Raw genomic sequence first — 17,813 nt, 5'->3', positions numbered from 1 at the left:
TTGCCTGCGCGCTCGTCGCCCAGGTTCTTGACGCTTGCGTCAGGCGCTGGCGGGATCACTTGTCGCTGTCGGCACGCATGCGCAGTGCGATGTACAGCGGGCGACCATTGCGCACCAGGCGCAGCGAGACCGGACGGTTGGTCGGCAGCTTGGCGACCACATCGCGCAGCGCCTGCACGCTGGTCAACGGCTGCTGATTGAGTTCGACCAGCACATCGCCGGCGCTGATGCCTGCCTCGGCAGCCACGCCCTGCGGGTCGACTTCCATCACGCGCACCCCGTGATCGAGGTTGAGCTCGTTCAAGCTGGCCTTGTCGAGCTCTGCCACCGCAACGCCCAGCCCTTGCTTGTCGTCACTGGCCTTGGTGGCATGCGCCTGCTCACTGCCCGGCCAATGGCCAACCTTGGCAGTCAACGTCTGGCTCTTGCCATCGCGCAGGATGGAGAGCTTGAGCGAATCGCCCGGCGAGCTGGCGCCGACCATGCGCGGCAGGTACGCCGAGCTCTCGACCGCCTTGCCATCGACGGCGGTGATGATGTCGCCACTCTTGAGGCCAGCGGCGGCGGCAGGGCCGTCCGGATCAAGATCGGCGATCAGCGCACCGCGCGCACGGTCCAGCCCGAAGGATTCGGCCAGGTCCTTGGAGACCGGCTGAATGACGACGCCCAGCCAGCCGCGATCCACGCGCCCATCGGTCTTGAGCTTGTCGGCGACATCCATCGCCACATTGATCGGAATCGCGAAGCTCACGCCCATGAAGCCGCCGGAGCGGGTATAGATCTGGGAGTTGATGCCCACCACATCGCCATCGAGATCGAACAGCGGCCCACCGGAGTTGCCCGGATTGATCGCCACATCCGTCTGGATGAACGGCACATAGGCGTCCGACGGCAGGGTGCGATCGATGGCGCTGACGATACCGGCGGTGACGGAATGATCGAAGCCGAACGGCGAGCCGATCGCGGCCACCCATTCGCCGACTTCCAGCGCATCACTGTCGCCCATCGGCAAGGTCGGCAGGTCTTCCGACTTGACCTTGAGCAGCGCGATATCGGTCTTCTTGTCCTCACCGACCACCTGCGCCTTGAGTTCGCGACGGTCGTTGAGGCGCACCATCACCTCATCGGCACCGTCAATGACATGGGCATTGGTCATGATGTAGCCATCATCGGAGATGATGAAGCCAGACCCGAGACTGGAGCGCTTCTCGACGCCCCCGCGGCCCGGGCCAGGCAGCTGATCACCGAAGAAGCGCTTGAAGAATTCGGGCATCTCTTCGCCATTGGGCCCTCGGAACACCGGCCCCGAGCTGCGCTGGATCTCGGTGGTGGTCGCGATATTGACCACCGCGGGCGCCGAGTCCTTGACCAGCTGGGTGAAGTCGGGCAATTCACGAGCCTGAACCAGCTGGGAGCCCATCAGGGCAGCCATGGCCAAGGCAGGTACCATCAGGCGGGAAAGGGATTTCATCAGTGCGGCTCCTGGTACGTCCTGTCATCACTTGTTATCAGGCGTGCAATCACGCAACTACTGACGATGGCAGCGTCACATCGCTGGCGGCGTCCTTCTCATTGACGTCGAAGCGTCGTTGAAGTTCAGCGATTGGTGCCGCGCTGGACGCAACCATGCGTCGCCAACATTCGACAGGTGCCGATGCCAGCCCGATGCAGACTGACGACGCCACCTGCCGACTACGCAAGTCACTCCCCGATCTGCCGAGAGAGTCGACTACCGCTAACACTTGAGCACGTCATCACTTGAGCACGTCATCACTTGAGCACGACGACTACAGCGCCTTGATCGCCATCGCGTCCATGCCGAGACGACGCATCAAGCGCGGCCGGTAGAGTGCCTGCCGCTCAGGACGCGCGGCATGCCAGCGCACGGCCATCAGGCCCGCCGCCAACGAGAGCGCGAAGCCCAACGGCACCGCCAGGGTGCCAGCGCCCGCCAGCTGCTCGGACACGATCCCCCCCAGCATGCCGCTGACCAGCGGCAGGCCATACAGCAGGCCCGCACTGCGCAGAAACGCCGACTCATCGATGCCGATCACCACCCGCTCGCCCACCATCGGCAAGTCTTCGCCTGCCGGCACATGGATCAGCACGCGATGCGGCTTGCGACGCGAAAACTGGCTCAACAGGCCGCTGCCACAGCTACTGCGCGCATTGCAGGCACCACAGGTGGAGCGACGCTGGGTCTCGACCCAGACGCCTTCCTTGCCATGCCCCGTGACCTGCCCCTCTTCCTGCATCATCCTGCTGACTCCTGCAAAAACTCGCCGCGCACTGGCGACACATACGCGTAGAATAGCGTCATTCACGGCGGCACTTCACGCGCCTCAGGCCCGACAAGCGCCCACGATACCATCAACAGGAGCCCGCATGAGCGACGCACCCCCATCCACTTCCCGCCTGGACCCGCTGCACGGCGTCACCCTCAAGGCACTGCTGACCTGGCTGGTGGACCACTACGGCTTCGAGACCCTGGGCGAGCTGATTCCCATCAACTGCTTCCTCAGCGACCCGAGCATCAACTCGAGCCTCAAGTTTCTGCGCCGCACGCCCTGGGCACGCGCCAAGGTCGAGACACTCTACATCCAGACGGCAGATCGCTATCTGCATGACTGAGGCCGAGCGTGGTCACACCAGCAAGTGACGGCACTGGCCGGACGCGACCAGGTCACGTGGGCGCATGCAGGACATACAGACAAGAAAAAGGGGCAGCCAATGGCTGCCCCTTTTTCTTGTCTGTCCATGCTGCTTTCATCTGCCTTGGCAGCGACGCCAGCGCAAGCCAGTCATCCAGCGAATATTACTGGGCAACATCCTGCAGGCTGATCCACTCACTGCGCTCCGGCACCGGGCCGCGCGAGGAATGCTGGCTCAGGTAGGCCTCGAGCAGACGCCGCTGGGCGAGATCCGCCGCGGCGACATTGCTGGACGACATGCCGGAATCGTAGCTGCTACTTTGCGGCGCCATGAACATCGGGCGTGAGCTGGAGGGCGTCACGCCGACCTGCATCAAGCCGCTGTTGGCACCGGGCTGTACCCACTGAGACGCCTCGGCATTCACTGACGGCTGGCTGACCTGACGCACGGTGCCGCCCTGGATGGCTGAACCGCCCTGGTTGACGGAAGAACCGCTGGCAAGCTCTGCACCGCTGTTCACGCCGCCGGGCACCGCATTGTCGCCGCCATTGAAGACCTGCACACCGGTGATCACCATCACCGCGACGCCTGCCGCGATGGCCGCGGAACCGGCAAAGGAGAACAGGCTGCGACGCTCGGCCACGGGCGGTGCACTCGCGGGAGCCTCGCGGGAGATCAGCTCGACCTCGGCGCTGACCGCCGACGCGATATCCAGAGTGAAGGTGCTTTCACGCTCACGATGCATGGCACTGCGCGCCAGGTGATAGCGGCGCCAGGTGTCTGCAGCCTCAGGAGACTCATCGAGCCCCTTGAGGACACGACGCAGATCCAGCTCGTCACCCTCCGCATCCATCAGCGCGGACAGCGACTCCTTCACGGATTCGGTGGTCTTCAGATTCATGCGTAAATACCCTCACACTCGTCAGATTGAACGACGACTTCAATCTGCACTCCTGGCAACAAATGGCGTCATTCACCATGGCGGCTGATGGCCCGAGCGGGCCAACGGCAAACAGCGTTACTGCGCCGTGGAAGAGGGGCTTTCGTGCCCTACCCCTCACCACTCAACTTTCCAGCGCTCATGCACGCAGTCGCTGAGCTACATGACTACTGAACAGTAAGAACACGCGCCGCACGGATTGTTCCGCCATTCGTTCAGAAAACATTCACTTTAGCTGCAAGATTTCGCCAAGCCACTGAGTTGATTGAATTTAACCAACAAAATTTTTGTGGCTCTTCTCTCACAGGGGCGACGCAGAACAGCGACGTCACTCGACGGCAGACACCGCCGAGGCGGGACTGACCAGCCCCTGGATCGCCTTGTCGACCGCTTCACGTGCACGGAAGATACGCGAACGCACCGTGCCCACCGGGCACTGCATCACCTCGGCGATATCCTCATAGGACAGGCCATCGAATTCGCGCAGCGTGATGGCGGTGCGCAGGTCTTCAGGCAGCTTCTCGATGGCCTCGAAGACGACCTTCTCCAGCTCATCGCGCGCCATGGCGGCTTCCGGCGTCTCGATGTCCGACAGGCGACCGGATTGATCGACCACCTCGGCATCGCCGATATCCATGTCGGTGCCCGGCGGACGACGGCCCCGCGAGACCAGATGATTCTTGGCCGTATTGATGGCGATCCGGTACATCCAGGTATAGAAGGCGCTCTCGGCCCGGAAGTTGGGCAACGCACGATAGGCCTTGATGAAGGCTTCCTGGGCGACATCCTGCACTTCTGAATGATCGTGTACGTAACGGCTGATCAGGCCGAGAATCTTGTGCTGATATTTCCTGACCAGCAGATCGAAGGCGCGGTTATCCCCTTTCTGGGCGCGCTCGACCAACTGCTGGTCCGTTTCATTGACACTCATTCACTCGCTCCCTCCGCGGGAGTGGAGGCACCGCTTGCGGACTCCACATCAGGAATCCCCGGGGCATCAGCACCTGACAGGAATTGCGACTCGCGCATGCGTTATCCGGCCCCTTTGATATTCGTTGTGATGGATGCGATGCCTGGCGCGGGGCGAAAAAGCGCCCGGCGGCCCGCTGACGCGACCAAAATCAACGCACAGTGTTCCTGTTTATCATTTGTACGGCAAGACGCCATGCCGTCAAAGCCTCAGGTTTTGCGTGTTCACTCCCGTCATGACAGCGTTTGGCGACGCTGACACGTCAAAGCGTAACGATTTCTTTACGATTTACGCTTATCTTGAGTCACACGAGCCTCAAGTCAGCGCCAGCCAGCTTGACAGTTGATTAAATTTGACCCAAGGGCGCTGACAAGCCGGCATGCAGCAGATACCATGGACATCATTCAGTACGCACAACACGGATGGCGGGCGCGAAGACGCCCGTCTGACTCTGCTAGCAGCCATGCAGACCGCACACCGCTCAGGACACTGTCATGTCAGAACAACACGTCAACAACCTCAACGTCCTGTCACAGGACGTGCTGATCACCCCCGAAGCGCTCAAGCAGGACATCCCGCTGACCGCCAAGGCCGAAGAGACCGTCATCGAAGGCCGTCGCACCATCCAGCGCATTCTGGACGGTGAAGACCCGCGCCTGCTGGTCGTGGTCGGCCCCTGCTCCATCCATGACCTGGACGCCGCCCGTGACTACGCACGCCGCCTGAAGGTACTGGCCGAGGAAGTGAAGGACAGCCTCTACATCGTGATGCGCGTCTACTTCGAGAAGCCGCGTACCACCGTCGGCTGGAAAGGCCTGATCAACGACCCGCACCTCAATGACACCTTCGAGATCGAGGAAGGCCTGCACATCGCGCGCGGCCTGCTGGTCGAACTGGCCGAGATGGGCCTGCCGCTGGCCACCGAAGCCCTCGACCCGATCTCCCCGCAGTACCTGCAGGACTGCATCAGCTGGTCCGCCATCGGCGCCCGTACCACCGAATCCCAGACCCACCGCGAGATGGCCTCTGGCCTGTCGTGCCCGGTCGGCTTCAAGAACGGCACCGACGGCTCGCTGGATGTCGCCGTCAATGCCCTGCAGTCCGTGTCTCACGGCCACAACTTCCTGGGCATCAACCAGGCCGGTCAGGTCGCGATCATCCGCACGCGTGGCAACGCCTACGGCCACGTCGTGCTGCGTGGCGGCAACGGCAAGCCGAACTACGACAGCGTCAGCGTCGCGCTGGCCGAGCAGGAACTGGCCAAGGCCGGCGTCACCGCCAACCTGATGGTCGACTGCTCCCACGCCAACTCCAACAAGGACCCGGGCCTGCAGCCGCTGGTGCTGGAGAACGTCACCCAGCAGATCCTCGAGGGCAATCGCTCCATCATGGGTCTGATGGTCGAGTCGCACATCAACTGGGGCGCGCAGAAGATCAATGCCGACCGCAGCAAGATGGAATACGGCGTCTCCATCACCGATGCCTGCATCGACTGGGCCACCACCGAAGACACCTTCAAGACCATGGACGCCAAGCTCAAGGACGCGCTGCGCGCCCGCCTCGAGCAGCCTGCCGAAGCCTGAGCCAGAAGCCTGGGGCCAGAAGCCACTGGTTTCAGACCGGCAGCATTGGATGAATGAAAAAGCCCCGCCGATTGGCGGGGCTTTTTTGTGGCTGCTGGGTCGGCAGCTGACGGGCCAGCTTTGACCGTTAAGCCCTGACCCATCAGTTCTGCCCCATCACTCCTGCCCCATCAGTTCTGGCGCACGCCATCGATCTCGCGCACGAAGGGCGGCAAGGCCTCGATCAACTGCTGACCGTAACGCTTGGTCAGGATGCGTCGATCCAGAATCGTGATACGCCCTTCATCGGCTTCCTTGCGAATCAGGCGCCCACAGGCCTGCACCAGCTTGATCGAGACATCCGGCACCGCGATACGCATGAACGGGTTGCCGCCCCGCGACTCGATCCACTCCGCCAGCGTCGCACCGACCGGGTCATCCGGCACCGCGAACGGCAGCCGCGTGATCACCACGTGGGTCAGATACTTGCCGGGCAAGTCGATGCCCTCAGCGAAGCTCGCCAGCCCGAAGATGATGCTGCCGCGCCCGCCATCCACCGCCTTGCGGTGCTGACTGAGCAGCTCATGCTTGGGCAGACGACTCTGCGCCAGCACCCGCTTGCGGGTCTCGCCATCCAGCGCCTTGTTGACCGCCGCCAGCTGCTTGCGCGAGCTGAACAGCACCAGCACCGCCTCGCGCACATCCAGCGCATTGACGAAGTCGACGATCGCCTGCTCATGCGGACCGGGTGGCGACGGCTCCACCGCCTCGCGCGGGATGGCCAGCACCGCCTTGCCATAGTCGAACGGGCTGGGCAGGCGCTGATAGCGATAGCGATTGGCCAGGCCTGCGCGCTCCTGCAGGCGCTCGAAGCGATTGAGCGCCGTCAGGGTCGCCGACGTCAGCACCGCGCCGAAACAGGCGCCCCACAGATGGCGCGCCAGCGTTTCCGCGGCCGACACCGGACTTGCCGAGACGGTCATCTCCGGCTCGCCATTGAAGCGCTCGAAGGTCAGCCAGCGCGCATGCGGCGGCCCATCGGCAGGGTCGCTCAGGCCGATGGCCTCCCACAGCGCATGGGCCTCCAGCGCACGCCCGTGCAGCAGGGCCACCAGCGGCAGCCAATCCTCGGCATTCTCCTTGGGCAGGCCGGTGGCCTTCTCCGGGTCCAGGCTCTCACGCAGGATGTCGGCGATCTGCTCCAGCGCCCGCGACAGCTCCGCGAAGCCCTTGAGCAGGTTGTGGCCCAGCTCCTTGAGCGCCTCCGGTGCCTGACCGCGCTCGAAGCGATGATTGGTGACGTCCTCGCCGGCCCCATTGGGCAGATCCGCCAGCTGATGCCCCAGCCCGAACACCTCGCCCAGACGCGGCTCGATATCCGCCAGCAACTCGGGCATGCGCGCCAGCAGACGGCCGATGGTCGGCTGACTGCCCAGCGCCGCATTCAGCTCGGTGAGCGACTTCTTGAGGTTGCCCAGCCAGCGCAGCGTCTGATTGATCGGCGTGCGGTGATGGAAGTGATCCAGCGCCTTGTCGGGCAGATGGTGCGCCTCATCGAAGACGTAGATGCAGTCACTGGGCGATGGCAACACCAGCCCGCCGCCCAGCGAGAGGTCCGCCAGCACCAGGTCATGGTTGGCGACGATGATGTCGGCCTGCTCCAGCTGACGACGGGCACGGAAGAAGGCACACGCCGAGAAGTGGCTGCAGCGGCGATTGGTGCACTGACGGTGGTCCGTGGTCAGACGCGCCCAGTCGCGGTCCTCGACCTGCAGAGGCCAGCTGTCGCGGTCCCCTGCCCACTCGCCGCTGGCATAGTCCTCAGCCATCTTGCCGGCCAGCTCCACGAAGCTGCCGCCGTCGCTGGCGATCATGTCACGCTCGAACAGCGCCATGGTCGGGTTGTCCTCGACACCTTCCAGCGCCTGATCCAGTTTCTGCACGCACAGGTAACGGCGACGGCCCTTGGCCAGGGCGTAGTCGAAGCTCAGCCCCGAATGCTTCTTGAGCGCCGGCAGGTCCTGATGCATGACCTGCTCCTGCAGCGCGATGGTCGCGGTCGAGACCACCAGCCGCTTGCCACGCGCCTTGGCCACCGGCAGTGCGGAGAGCAGATAGGCCAGCGTCTTGCCGGTGCCGGTACCGGCCTCCAGCACGCAGACATGCTCGTTGCCGAGGCGATAGCCTTCCGGATTCTGCTCGATGTTGCCCAGGGTGCGCGCGATCTCGGCGATCATCAGCCGCTGCCCGTAGCGCGGCGTCAGTTCAAGACCCTCGAGCAACTTGCGATAGGCGCCCTGAATCTCGCCCTTGAGGCTATCTTCCAGCATTGCGTGTCTCTCTCCTCAACTGGCCATCCACCCCTGACCCACGACATCCGCTCGACAACAACTGGCAACTGGCTGCTTGTCGTCGAACCTGCGGGTCATGGAGCGCAAGACGGCGAACAGCCTGAGCTGTCCGCCGTCTTTGCGTGCTACTGCCATCTACCTCGACTGCCCTGCGCGGCCGGCCAGCTTTCTGTGACCGGTCGGAGGCAAGCAGACGTTACAGCAGGCCCTGGGGCGGCTGCTGACGCGGCAGCGTTTCCTGCAGGTAGTCTTCGATTTCCGGCAGTGAGAAGACATCTTCCTCACCGACGAAGCTGATCAAGGTCACATCGCTGAAGCTTGCACGGTGGACGTAGTCTTCCGGCACTTCCGGCAGCGTGAAGTTGATCGCATGGGTCGCGTCCTCGAGTGCGAAGCCACGCCCGGCGACATCGCTGACCACCAGCACCTTGAGCTTGCCGTTGCGGAAGGCCTCATGGGCTTCCAGGCGCTCGGTCTGGGTCTCGGCGCCGGACATCACCGCCGACTCGATACCGGCTTCCTTGAGCGCGGCGTTGATCTTGCGCACCAGCCCACGGCTATTGCCGAAGACCACGGAGCGCTCCATCTCGCCCTGCTTCACCAGATTGATCAACAGACGCAGCTTGTCATCATCGCTCACGGTGTAGGTCTGCACGGCGTCGTTGTCCGCCGCGATGGCAGCCGTCGCTTCGTGCTCGACCGCGACCTGAGTCGCCTCATGCGTCCACTGCTCGGCCAGCCCCAGCACGTCGGAAGACAGCTCGGCGGAGAACAGCAGCGTCTGGCGCTCTTCCGGACGCGGCATGGCGCGGATGATGCGCTTGACGTCGGGGATGAAGCCCATCGACAGCATGCGGTCCGCTTCGTCGACCACCAGCACCTCGGTCTCGGAGAGATCGACATCGCGCTTGGTATGGAAATCGAGCAGGCGGCCTGGCGTGGCGACCAGCAGGTCGACCTTGCGCTCGAGGCGTTCACGCTGCTTCTGGTAGTCCATGCCACCCACCACGCAGGCCACCGAGATGCGCGCGAATTCGGAGAACGCCTTGGCGTCCTTCTCGATCTGCAGCGCAAGCTCACGGGTCGGCGCGATGATGACGGCACGCGGCGCGCCCGGCTTCTGGCCTTCCGGCGCCTTCTCTTCCAGGAAGTAGGCCAGGGTAGCGATCAGGAAGGCGGCGGTCTTGCCGCTGCCGGTCTGGGCACGACCGACCACGTCACCACCCAGCAGTGCCTTCTCGAAGGTCTGGGCCTGGATCGGGGTGCAGTATTCAAAGCCGGCCTTCTGGATGGCACGCATCAGCGGCAGCGGCAGATCGAAATCATGGAAGCGCCACTGGCCAGCGACCGGCGCGACCGGGAACTGATCGAGGTTCCACTTGGACTGGGAGCGACGCGGCTTGCGACGACGACGCTTGGGCTTTCTCGGCTTCTGGTTCGGGTCCTGCGGCTCTTGCTGAGTCTGCTCAGCGGCTGGCTGGGTCTGATCCGTCTCGCTCATGTAATCCGTTCTTTTCAAGGGTTCATATGCGACAGGCGCGGGTCGTTCTCGGAATCTCGCCGTGACAGGCCACACCCGGTTGGTTCGTCATGCCCAGTCGTCTCACCTGGTTCGCCTGACTCGCGCCTGATGCGCGGTAGTCTCGGGCTGCATGCGCCTTTACCGGATTGGGAGCCATCCCCCGCCCTTCTGCGGCAACACCCCCTGGGTGTGCGTCTCCGGGGCCACGCAGGCCTCGGGTGCAGAAGGACACGAATGCTCTCACCTGTTCTTGACGGATTCACGCATCCAGCGCTCCCCTGCCCGAATGTTCGGCAAGGGACTGGAGCGGACGTCTGCCATGAGGGTCTGCTCACGTGGCACCGGTCATGTCATCGCCGGGCTCACGCAACGGACAGGCTCATGGGTCGCCACAAGGACGGCCGATACTGCGTGTCGGTCGAAAGGGCTTCTTCATCGAGCGGGCATCAGGCTGCCGGGCAACCTTGGCCACGCCACGGGACAGTTCGCCGCCGCCCGTCTGTCTATCTGTCTGGGCCGGGGCGGCGTACCTGCCAGGGTCATTCAGGTAACACTCATATATTGCATATTGCATGTCGCTGGCACGGGCAATGGCAGCAAGACTGGTGCGTCCGGCAAGCCGTTGTCTCTGACATGCGTGAGGGGAAGCGCGCCCCGAGGGGCAGGCGACCCGCCATCGTGCATGAGACACAAGGCGCCGATTCAAGCGGCCAGTCACGCACCTCACCTGCGGGCAGCGACGATAACGCCGACATATTGTACCAGCCCGCCGGCGTCTTCGCGCCCCTGCATCATGACGCACTCGGCGCGAGACATCCTCGCGTGCACGACACGCGATGCCTCTCACCACGACGCCCCTCATGGCACCCGCCCCATGCAGGCTGGTAGAATGCCCGACAACTGATGCGGTTGCCCGCGTGCCGCGGCCTTGCCGTGCGACTCAAGGCTGGCGACTGCCGACACCGAACAGGAAAGCCCGAAGATGACACGTAGAAAGAAGAGCCGCTCCATCGCCGACAAGGTGCAGATTCGTACCGGCCGCCGCAAGGACTTCAAGAAGTGGCGCGCCGAGAACCCGGACCAGGTGCATTCCGGCCCGCGTTACGTGGCCAAGAAGAAGGACCAGCGCAAGTCCCAGGCTGCCGCCAAGCTGGAACGCATGAACGCGGCGCCGCTTTTGCCGCTGCACCCTGATGCGCCGGCAAAGGAAGACAGCTCCTCCAAGGATGATGGTGGAGGCGAAGCGTGATGCGCCTGATTTCCTTCAACATCAACGGCATCCGTGCGCGTCCGCATCAGCTGGAAGCGCTGATCGAGACGCATCAGCCGGAAGTCATTGGCCTGCAGGAAACCAAGGTGCAGGACAGTGAATTCCCCCACGCGCACATCGAGGCGCTGGGCTATCACGTGGTGTGGCACGGCCAGAAGGGTCACTACGGCGTCGCGATGCTGACCCGTCAGGTGCCGAAGAAGGTGCACTACGGCATGCCGGATGACGACGAGGATGCCCAGAAGCGCATGATCGGCGTCGAGATCGACGGCCCGAATGGCGAGCCGCTGATCGTCTACAACGGCTACTTCCCCCAGGGCGAGAATATCGAGCACCCGGTGAAGTTCCCCTACAAGACGCGCTTCTATCAGCAGCTGTTCCGCCTGCTGGAAGAAGACCACCAGCCCGAGCAGCATGTGGTGGTGATGGGCGACTACAACATCTCGGCCACCGATCGCGACATCGGCATCGGCGAGCCCAACCGCAAGCGCTGGCTGCGCGAAGGCAAGACCAGCTTCCAGCCCATCGAGCGCGAGTGGATGGAGCGCCTCTACGCCTGGGGCCTGACCGACAGCTTCCGCCATGTGCACCCGGAAGTCGATGACCAGTTCAGCTGGTTCGACTACCGCTCACGCGGCTTCGAGCGTGAGCCCAGGCGCGGCCTGCGCATCGACCTGATCATGACCAGCCCCGGCCTGACTCCGCTGATCAAGGATTCCGGTGTCGACTACGCACTGCGCGGCATGGAAAAGCCGTCGGATCACGCCCCAGTGTGGACCGATATCGGCTGATGCGCTGAGCAACGCCAGCGCGAACACGATCGCCAGACACGCAAACGCCGCCTTTCCCGTCTCAGGACGATCAGGAAAGGCGGCGTTTTCGTTGCAGTGATACTCAGGCAGCGCTGGGTCGTAAGCGTCTTACGTCATCAGCGCTGCGCGACGGATTTCAACCAGGCATCGGCCCCTTCGGCGCCACGCGCCTGAGCCTTCTTGAAAGCTTCACGCGCAGGGTCGAACTGCTCCAGCTGACTGGCGACCACGCCGGAGAGCAGCCAATGACGCGCCGAGTCGTCGCCACGCTCACCGGCCGCGGCCAGCGCCTGCTGCGCCGTTTCCCAACGCCCCCAGTCATAGGCAAGCTCGGCATACTGCTGGGCATCCTCGAGTGACTGGCTCTGCTGCGAGACGGCTGCCCACGCCTTGAGCGCATGCTCGACATCGCGCGCCGCCGTCCAGGCCTGCGCCAGCTGGCGACGCAGCGCCGGGGTATCGTCAAGCAGCGGCTGCCCCTCGGGTGTCGCGGATTTCGAGAGCCCCGCCTTGATCAGCTCCGCCGCCCGTGCCGGCGCACCGGCCGCCAGCTGCAGGTCGACTCGCTGCTGATAGGCATCACTGCCGCTGACGATCCCCGCTGCCCATGCCGCTTCCCAGGTACTGGCGGCGCGGGTGTTCTGGTTGAGGCGCTGATAGAGCGCCACGGCACGCTGCCAGTCCTGCGGATCGCGTGACTCGCCCAGCCCCTGCTCGACCAGCGCCACCGCCGCGCCATGGCGGCCGGTCTGCTGATAGACACTGACGGCCAGCTTCAGGCGATCACCGCTCGGCGCACTCGCCTTGCTGGCACGCTCCAGCCAGTCCTCGGCGCGCGCCCAGTCACCACGGTTGGCTTCCAGACTGACCGCCAGCCACAGGTCATCGGCACTCGCCGAGCCGCCGTGCAGATATTCCGCAAGACGAGCGATACCCCTATCGCGCTCACCGGCGCGCAGGCGCAGCATCGCTTCACGACGCAGCCACTCGCGAGCCTGGGAGGCATTGACGCCCGGCAGGCGACGCGCCTCGGCATACAGACGCGCCGCCTGGGCCTGATCGCCCTGGCGCGCACGCGCACTGGCCGCCAATGACAGATACAGCGCACGCACTTCACCACGCTGGCGCTTGGCCTCACGCTCGGCGCGCTCACCGACCGCGTCATAATCGCCTTCATCCAGCCGTGACTGCAGCGTACGCAACTGCCCCGCCACTTCGGCGGAGACGCGCGTCGCCGCATGGGCCGCACTGATGCCACCAACTTCCATCATCAGCATCAGGCAGGTCGAGACCAGCGTCACGCGGGTGAGTCGGCGCCCGCCGCGTGTCAGCAGCTGGCGCGCCCGCGCCATCAGGCCTCGCGATCGCTCAGCGCTGTCGGCGTCCTGCGGCGGTGTGGATTTCGCTACCATGAGTCTTTCCTCTTGCGTTCATCGCTGCCATGACCCGGCGCATTGCCGATAAGTCCACGGCATCAGAGATGACGACATATGACACACATCAGACACCCGATGAAAGCCCGCGCCATGGGGTCATGGGTTGCCTCAACGCAACTGGAACTCGAGCCGCTGGCGCGCCTGGCGCGCATTGCCCGCGGCCGGGAATTCCCAGCGCGCGATCGCCTTCATCGCCGCCCGGTCAAACACGCCCGACGGCTCGGCACGCACCACCCGCAGCGAGCCGCCATCGACATTGCCGTCCGGACGAATCACGAAGGCCACCTCGACGAAGCCCTCAATGCCGCGGCGACGCGCGCGACTCGGATATTCGGGAGCGGTGCGCACGGTGGGCCGCGGTGAACCACCCTGCGCCGCCGGGGCCGCCTTGGGCTTTGACGGCTTCGCCGCGGCCTGTGACGACGCATCAGACGCCGACTGCGCCGATGAAGCGGCCTCGGCCTGCCTGGCGACCGCCTTGGGTTCCGGCTTGGCCTTGGGTGCCGGTTTCGGCGTCGGTTTCGGCTTGGGGGTCGGTTTGGGCGGACGCTCGACTTCCAGCGGCGGCAGGCTGTCATCCATGGTCAGCTCTGGCGTCGGCGGCAATGGCGTCTTGACCTCGGGAATCGCCACCGGGCTTGTCGCCTTGGGCGCCGGCATCGGGGCTGCCTTGGGTGGCGGCGGTGGCTCGGCCGGCGGCGTGGGCAGACTTTCACTCGCCGCCGGTGCGGGCTCCGGCGCCTCTTCAGGCGCCTGAACGGTGGAGACCGACAGCGGCTCCGGTGGCGGCGTGTCGTTCACCGGCGGCGCAACCAGCAAGGCCAGCGCATAGAACAGCACCAGCGCCAGCAAGGCGCCGCCGACAAGCCCGACGAGTCGATTGGCATACAGGCGTCGCGTCATGTCATTCGCCCTTCGAGGCGGCGACCGCGATGTCCTGCACACCCGCGTTGCGCAGTGCATCCATCGTCTCGACCAGCAGACCGGTCTGTGAGCGGCTGTCGGCCTGGATCACCACCGGCTGACCATCGGCAAGATCGGCCACGGCGTCGCCGACGCGATGGGCATCCACCGGCTTGCCGTCGACCCACACCGCGCCCTCGGCGGTGATGGCGACCATGACCGCCGCGTCAGGGCGCGCCGTGGCGTTGGAGGCTTCCGGACGCTGGATCTCGACCCCGGACTCCTTGACGAAGCTGGTGGTGACGATGAAGAAGATCAGCATGATGAAGACGACATCCAGCATCGGCGTCAGATTGATCTCGCCGCTGTCTTCCGCGGCCTCCATGCGACGTCTACGCATGTGGTGTCTCGCTTGTATCAGAGGAGGAATCAAAACCGTTCGCAGCGGACATGCCGGAACGTGCATCGTCGACGGCGCGCGCCAGACGGTCGTGCAGGCGCTGGTCTTCACGACGCACCACGCGCTCGAAGCGCGTGACGAACATCAGGCCCACCACCGCGACCGCCATGCCGGCCAGCGTCGGCAGCGTGGCGCGTGCCACACCATCGGCCATGGCACGCGCCTGGCCGGTGCCGGCGATCGCCAACGAATCGAAGACATGGATCATGCCGGTCACGGTGCCCAACAGGCCTGCCAGCGGACAGATCAGCACCAGCAGCTTGAGCCACGGCAGCGGCGCGCGCAGGCGTGACAGCAGCTCACGGGTCAGCACTTCGCGATGGGTGAGCGCCGACCAGCTGTGGTGCTCGCTGCGCGCCACCCAGTCGTGGATCAACCGCTGACGCGCCGGACGATGCACGAGCCGCCAGTAGAGGCCGCGTTCCAGCGCCAGCCCGAACAGCACCATGGCGATCAGGCAGATCACCACGATCAGCGGGCCACCGCTTTCCACCAGCCGCATCACTGGCGCGAAGCCACCGCTCAGCAAGGAAGAGGCGGCCAACGAATCAGGCATGCTCGGTATCCCGCTGACGCGCCGCCGCGCTGGCAGCCTTGCTCGGGGCGCGCTTCTCGAGGTGATCGGCCAGACGTGCACTGGCGCGGCCCTCGAGGCGGCCCATCAGGCCCTTGGACAGACTGGAAAGCCCGGTCTGGGCGAACAGCAGCGGCACGGCGGTCACCAGACCCAGCACGGTGGTCACCAGCGCCTGGGAGATACCGCCGGCCATCAATTTGGGGTCGCCGGTACCGAAGACAGTGATCGACTGGAAGGTGCCGATCATGCCGGTCACGGTACCCAGCAGACCCAGCAGCGGCGCGATGGCAGCCAGCAGCTTGACCAGCGCCTGGCCACGTTCGAGCCTGGGCTGCTCGGCCAGCAATGCCTCATCGAGACGGGCTTCGAGCGCTTCCGGCTCGTGATCGTGGCGCATGCCTTCAAAGCGATGCAGCACACGGCCCAGCGGGTTGTCGTCACTGAGCTGGCTCAGGTCGGCTTCCTGACGCTTGACCGCCCGGCGGGTCAGCGACAGACGCACCAGCTGGATCAGCGCGATGATCAGGCCCAGCACGCCCAGGCCGACGATGACATAACCGACGGCGCCGCCCTGCTTGAGGCGCTCACCGAGACGCGGTGCCCGCGCCAGCGCCTGGGTGACATCGCCACCGGTGGGGTCGAAGCTCAGGCGATCACTGTCGCCGGCATCGAAGGCCGCCAGCTGCTTGCGAATGCGCAGCGGCGTGGTACCCGCAAGGCCGAGGGTGTCCAGCGCCGAGGGGCCATCCACGGCCTTGTCTTCCGACAGCGGCGCCAGCAGGTGGCGACCACTGAAGGCCATCTGCTCGCCGACGCGCACGATCTCACGCGGCTTGATGCTGCCATCCGGCCCGGCCAGCGGTGCCTGGAAGCGCAGCGCGCGACCGCTTTCGGTGGCGATGCTGCGGATGTCCGCGGTCAGGGCGGCGAGTCGCTCGCGGCCCGGCACCTCATCGCGCGGCCCCAGGTCCGGCAGACGCGCCTGGCCGCCGACCAGCAGCCAGTTGCCCGCCAGGGCTTCACGCGTCTCGCGGGCATGCTTGCGTGCCACCTCGAATACCTGACCGAGATCGCCCTGCTGGGCCTGACGCTCTTCGTCCAGACCGCTGAGGGTCGCCTGTTGTTCCTGCGCCTCGGCCTCGAGGGTCGCGCGCGTCTCGCGCAGGCTGTCACGCCGCGCCTCGGCCTCGCTGACCGCCGCTTGCAGTGCCTCGCGATCCGACAACAGGGTGTCGAGACGCGCCTGATCGCGGCCTTCGGCCTGACTGGCGGCCTGTTCGAACTGCTCGACGCTCAATGACTGCTCGGCACTGCCGGTCGCCGCCAGCACGGCGGGAGATGACAATGTCAGCAGCCCCAAGGTGCCGGCCGTCAGCAACAGGCGTGACAGAGACGCACGTGGCGCTTGTGAATTCGTCGCCATCAGCTGGACTCCTGCGCGGTACGGGTAGTGGTGGTACGTGTGCTGGTGACTGCCGCGGCAGCCTGATCGGCGCTCTCGAGCGCGGACTGCGACAGGCGCCCCTTCGGAGCCAGCTCGACGTCCTCGACCGGCACCGACAGCGGCAGGGTCACCAGTGACGGTGCCTGCTGGTCACGCGCCATGCTGATGCCCTTGCGCAGCGCTTCCAGGCCGCTGTCATCCAGCACCTGCCAGCTGCCATTTCTGGCCTGCCAGGCGCCGCCATGCTGACCATCCAGCGTCAGGTAATAGAGGCCGACGCGGCCGACACGCAGATACTGCACCTCGGTGTCTTCCCCACCGACCAGCCCAGCGCGCCAGGTATCGAAGCCCTGACCGTAGCTCAGCTCCTGCTGCCAGGCGTTGAGCAGCTGATCGAGGCGCTCGTCATTGCTCAGGCTGGCATTGGAGAGGTTGTCACGCAGACGCTGGACGCGCGCGAGGCGCTCGTCCTTGAGAAACGGCAGATCCTGCTCGATGAAGTCCGCCAGCTCCTCGACCTGCTGACGCAGCAGGCCCGGCAGCGACTCACGCGTGGCCTCGAGATTCTCCAGCGCCGTGCGCTGGCGCTCGATACGCGCCGCGCGGTCAGCATTCAGCGGCGTCAGCTCCGCGGTATAGCTTTCCAGACGCGCGGCTTCCTGACGCGCTTCACGCAGGCGCACCAGCAGCGCACGCGTCTCGTCATCGGCGGCATCGATGCGCGCCTGCAGCTCACGCTGGGTTTCCTGATGAGTGGCGGCACTGTCACGCAGTGTCTCGGCATGCGCCGGCAATGCGGTGGCTGTCAGCGGTGCAAGCAGCACCAGCGCCGGGAGCAGGCCGCCAAGGGCTCGCACGCACGGGAAGGGGAAAGAAGTCGAACGCCGCACGGACATCTCCTGAAGAACTAGGCT

General features: G+C 65.1%; 16 protein-coding genes. 4 read left to right on the top strand and 12 right to left on the bottom strand.

From position 1 onward, the window contains the following. Positions 1-55: 55 nt before the first annotated feature. Together CLAM6_RS04735 and CLAM6_RS04730 are read right to left on the bottom strand one after the other, a co-directional pair. Positions 56-1,471, bottom strand: a complete 1,416-nt coding sequence (locus CLAM6_RS04735; RefSeq protein WP_153635277.1) for a DegQ family serine endoprotease — start codon at positions 1,469-1,471, stop codon at positions 56-58. A 316-nt stretch (positions 1,472-1,787) separates the two neighbouring features. After that, complete coding sequence (locus CLAM6_RS04730) at positions 1,788-2,258, bottom strand: SoxR reducing system RseC family protein (RefSeq protein WP_153635276.1); 471 nt, start codon at positions 2,256-2,258, stop codon at positions 1,788-1,790. Between the two features lie 127 nt (positions 2,259-2,385). Here CLAM6_RS04730 and CLAM6_RS04725 point away from each other — a divergent pair, with 127 nt between their 5' ends. Further along, positions 2,386-2,631, top strand: coding sequence for a VF530 family DNA-binding protein (locus tag CLAM6_RS04725; protein WP_153635275.1), 246 nt, complete (start codon positions 2,386-2,388; stop codon positions 2,629-2,631). Between the two features lie 184 nt (positions 2,632-2,815). On the opposite strand, the gene CLAM6_RS04720 is transcribed toward CLAM6_RS04725, so the two are convergent. Beyond that, the gene (locus CLAM6_RS04720) at positions 2,816-3,553 is read right to left on the bottom strand and encodes a sigma-E factor negative regulatory protein (protein WP_153635274.1); all 738 of its coding nucleotides are present in this window, start codon (positions 3,551-3,553) and stop codon (positions 2,816-2,818) included. Between the two features lie 367 nt (positions 3,554-3,920). Further along, positions 3,921-4,523 (bottom strand): RNA polymerase sigma factor RpoE, encoded by a 603-nt coding sequence (gene rpoE / locus CLAM6_RS04715; RefSeq protein ID WP_153635273.1) that lies wholly within the window; start codon positions 4,521-4,523, stop codon positions 3,921-3,923. Between the two features lie 533 nt (positions 4,524-5,056). On the opposite strand from rpoE, the gene CLAM6_RS04710 reads away from it, so the two are divergent. Then, positions 5,057-6,145: a 3-deoxy-7-phosphoheptulonate synthase gene (locus tag CLAM6_RS04710; RefSeq protein ID WP_043331875.1), complete on the top strand. Its 1,089-nt coding sequence runs from the start codon at positions 5,057-5,059 to the stop codon at positions 6,143-6,145. Positions 6,146-6,315: 170 nt separating this feature from the next. Here the strand turns inward: CLAM6_RS04710 and dinG are convergent, their stop codons facing one another. Together dinG and CLAM6_RS04700 are read right to left on the bottom strand one after the other, a co-directional pair. Beyond that, positions 6,316-8,454 carry an ATP-dependent DNA helicase DinG gene (gene dinG / locus CLAM6_RS04705; RefSeq protein WP_153635272.1) on the bottom strand — a complete coding sequence of 713 codons (2,139 nt, stop codon included), beginning with the start codon at positions 8,452-8,454 and terminating at the stop codon, positions 6,316-6,318. A 217-nt stretch (positions 8,455-8,671) separates the two neighbouring features. Further along, the gene (locus CLAM6_RS04700) at positions 8,672-9,976 is read right to left on the bottom strand and encodes a DEAD/DEAH box helicase (protein ID WP_153635271.1); all 1,305 of its coding nucleotides are present in this window, start codon (positions 9,974-9,976) and stop codon (positions 8,672-8,674) included. Between the two features lie 1,003 nt (positions 9,977-10,979). Between CLAM6_RS04700 and CLAM6_RS04695 the strand changes: the two genes are divergently transcribed. Together CLAM6_RS04695 and xthA are read left to right on the top strand one after the other, a co-directional pair. Beyond that, on the top strand, positions 10,980-11,246 hold the full coding sequence (locus CLAM6_RS04695) for a hypothetical protein (RefSeq protein WP_043331879.1): 267 nt from the start codon (positions 10,980-10,982) through the stop codon (positions 11,244-11,246). Next, the gene (xthA, locus tag CLAM6_RS04690; RefSeq protein WP_054554994.1) at positions 11,246-12,058 is read left to right on the top strand and encodes an exodeoxyribonuclease III; all 813 of its coding nucleotides are present in this window, start codon (positions 11,246-11,248) and stop codon (positions 12,056-12,058) included. Before CLAM6_RS04695 ends, xthA begins: the two co-directional genes overlap by 1 nt. Positions 12,059-12,195: 137 nt before the next feature. On the opposite strand, the gene CLAM6_RS04685 is transcribed toward xthA, so the two are convergent. From CLAM6_RS04685 to CLAM6_RS04660, 6 genes are all read right to left on the bottom strand, one after another. Beyond that, on the bottom strand, positions 12,196-13,491 hold the full coding sequence (locus CLAM6_RS04685; RefSeq protein ID WP_153635270.1) for a hypothetical protein: 1,296 nt from the start codon (positions 13,489-13,491) through the stop codon (positions 12,196-12,198). Between the two features lie 132 nt (positions 13,492-13,623). After that, entirely contained in the window at positions 13,624-14,418 is a 795-nt protein-coding gene (locus CLAM6_RS04680; protein WP_153635269.1) for an energy transducer TonB, read from the bottom strand. A 1-nt stretch (position 14,419) separates the two neighbouring features. Next, complete coding sequence (locus tag CLAM6_RS04675; RefSeq protein ID WP_043331884.1) at positions 14,420-14,818, bottom strand: ExbD/TolR family protein; 399 nt, start codon at positions 14,816-14,818, stop codon at positions 14,420-14,422. Continuing rightward, positions 14,811-15,434, bottom strand: coding sequence for a MotA/TolQ/ExbB proton channel family protein (locus CLAM6_RS04670; protein WP_153635268.1), 624 nt, complete (start codon positions 15,432-15,434; stop codon positions 14,811-14,813). Before CLAM6_RS04670 ends, CLAM6_RS04675 begins: the two co-directional genes overlap by 8 nt. Next, positions 15,427-16,878, bottom strand: coding sequence for a MotA/TolQ/ExbB proton channel family protein (locus CLAM6_RS04665; protein WP_153635267.1), 1,452 nt, complete (start codon positions 16,876-16,878; stop codon positions 15,427-15,429). The genes CLAM6_RS04670 and CLAM6_RS04665 overlap by 8 nt, the downstream gene beginning before the upstream one ends. Beyond that, positions 16,878-17,789: a DUF3450 domain-containing protein gene (locus CLAM6_RS04660; RefSeq protein ID WP_235506905.1), complete on the bottom strand. Its 912-nt coding sequence runs from the start codon at positions 17,787-17,789 to the stop codon at positions 16,878-16,880. The genes CLAM6_RS04665 and CLAM6_RS04660 overlap by 1 nt, the downstream gene beginning before the upstream one ends. Between the last annotated feature and the right edge of the window lie 24 nt (positions 17,790-17,813).

The sequence above is a fragment of the Cobetia sp. AM6 genome, assembly GCF_009617955.1.
GTDB classification, from domain to species: domain Bacteria; phylum Pseudomonadota; class Gammaproteobacteria; order Pseudomonadales; family Halomonadaceae; genus Cobetia; species Cobetia amphilecti.
The sequence above is the reverse complement of the archived record's forward strand: the minus strand, read 5'-3'. Positions and strand labels throughout refer to the sequence as shown.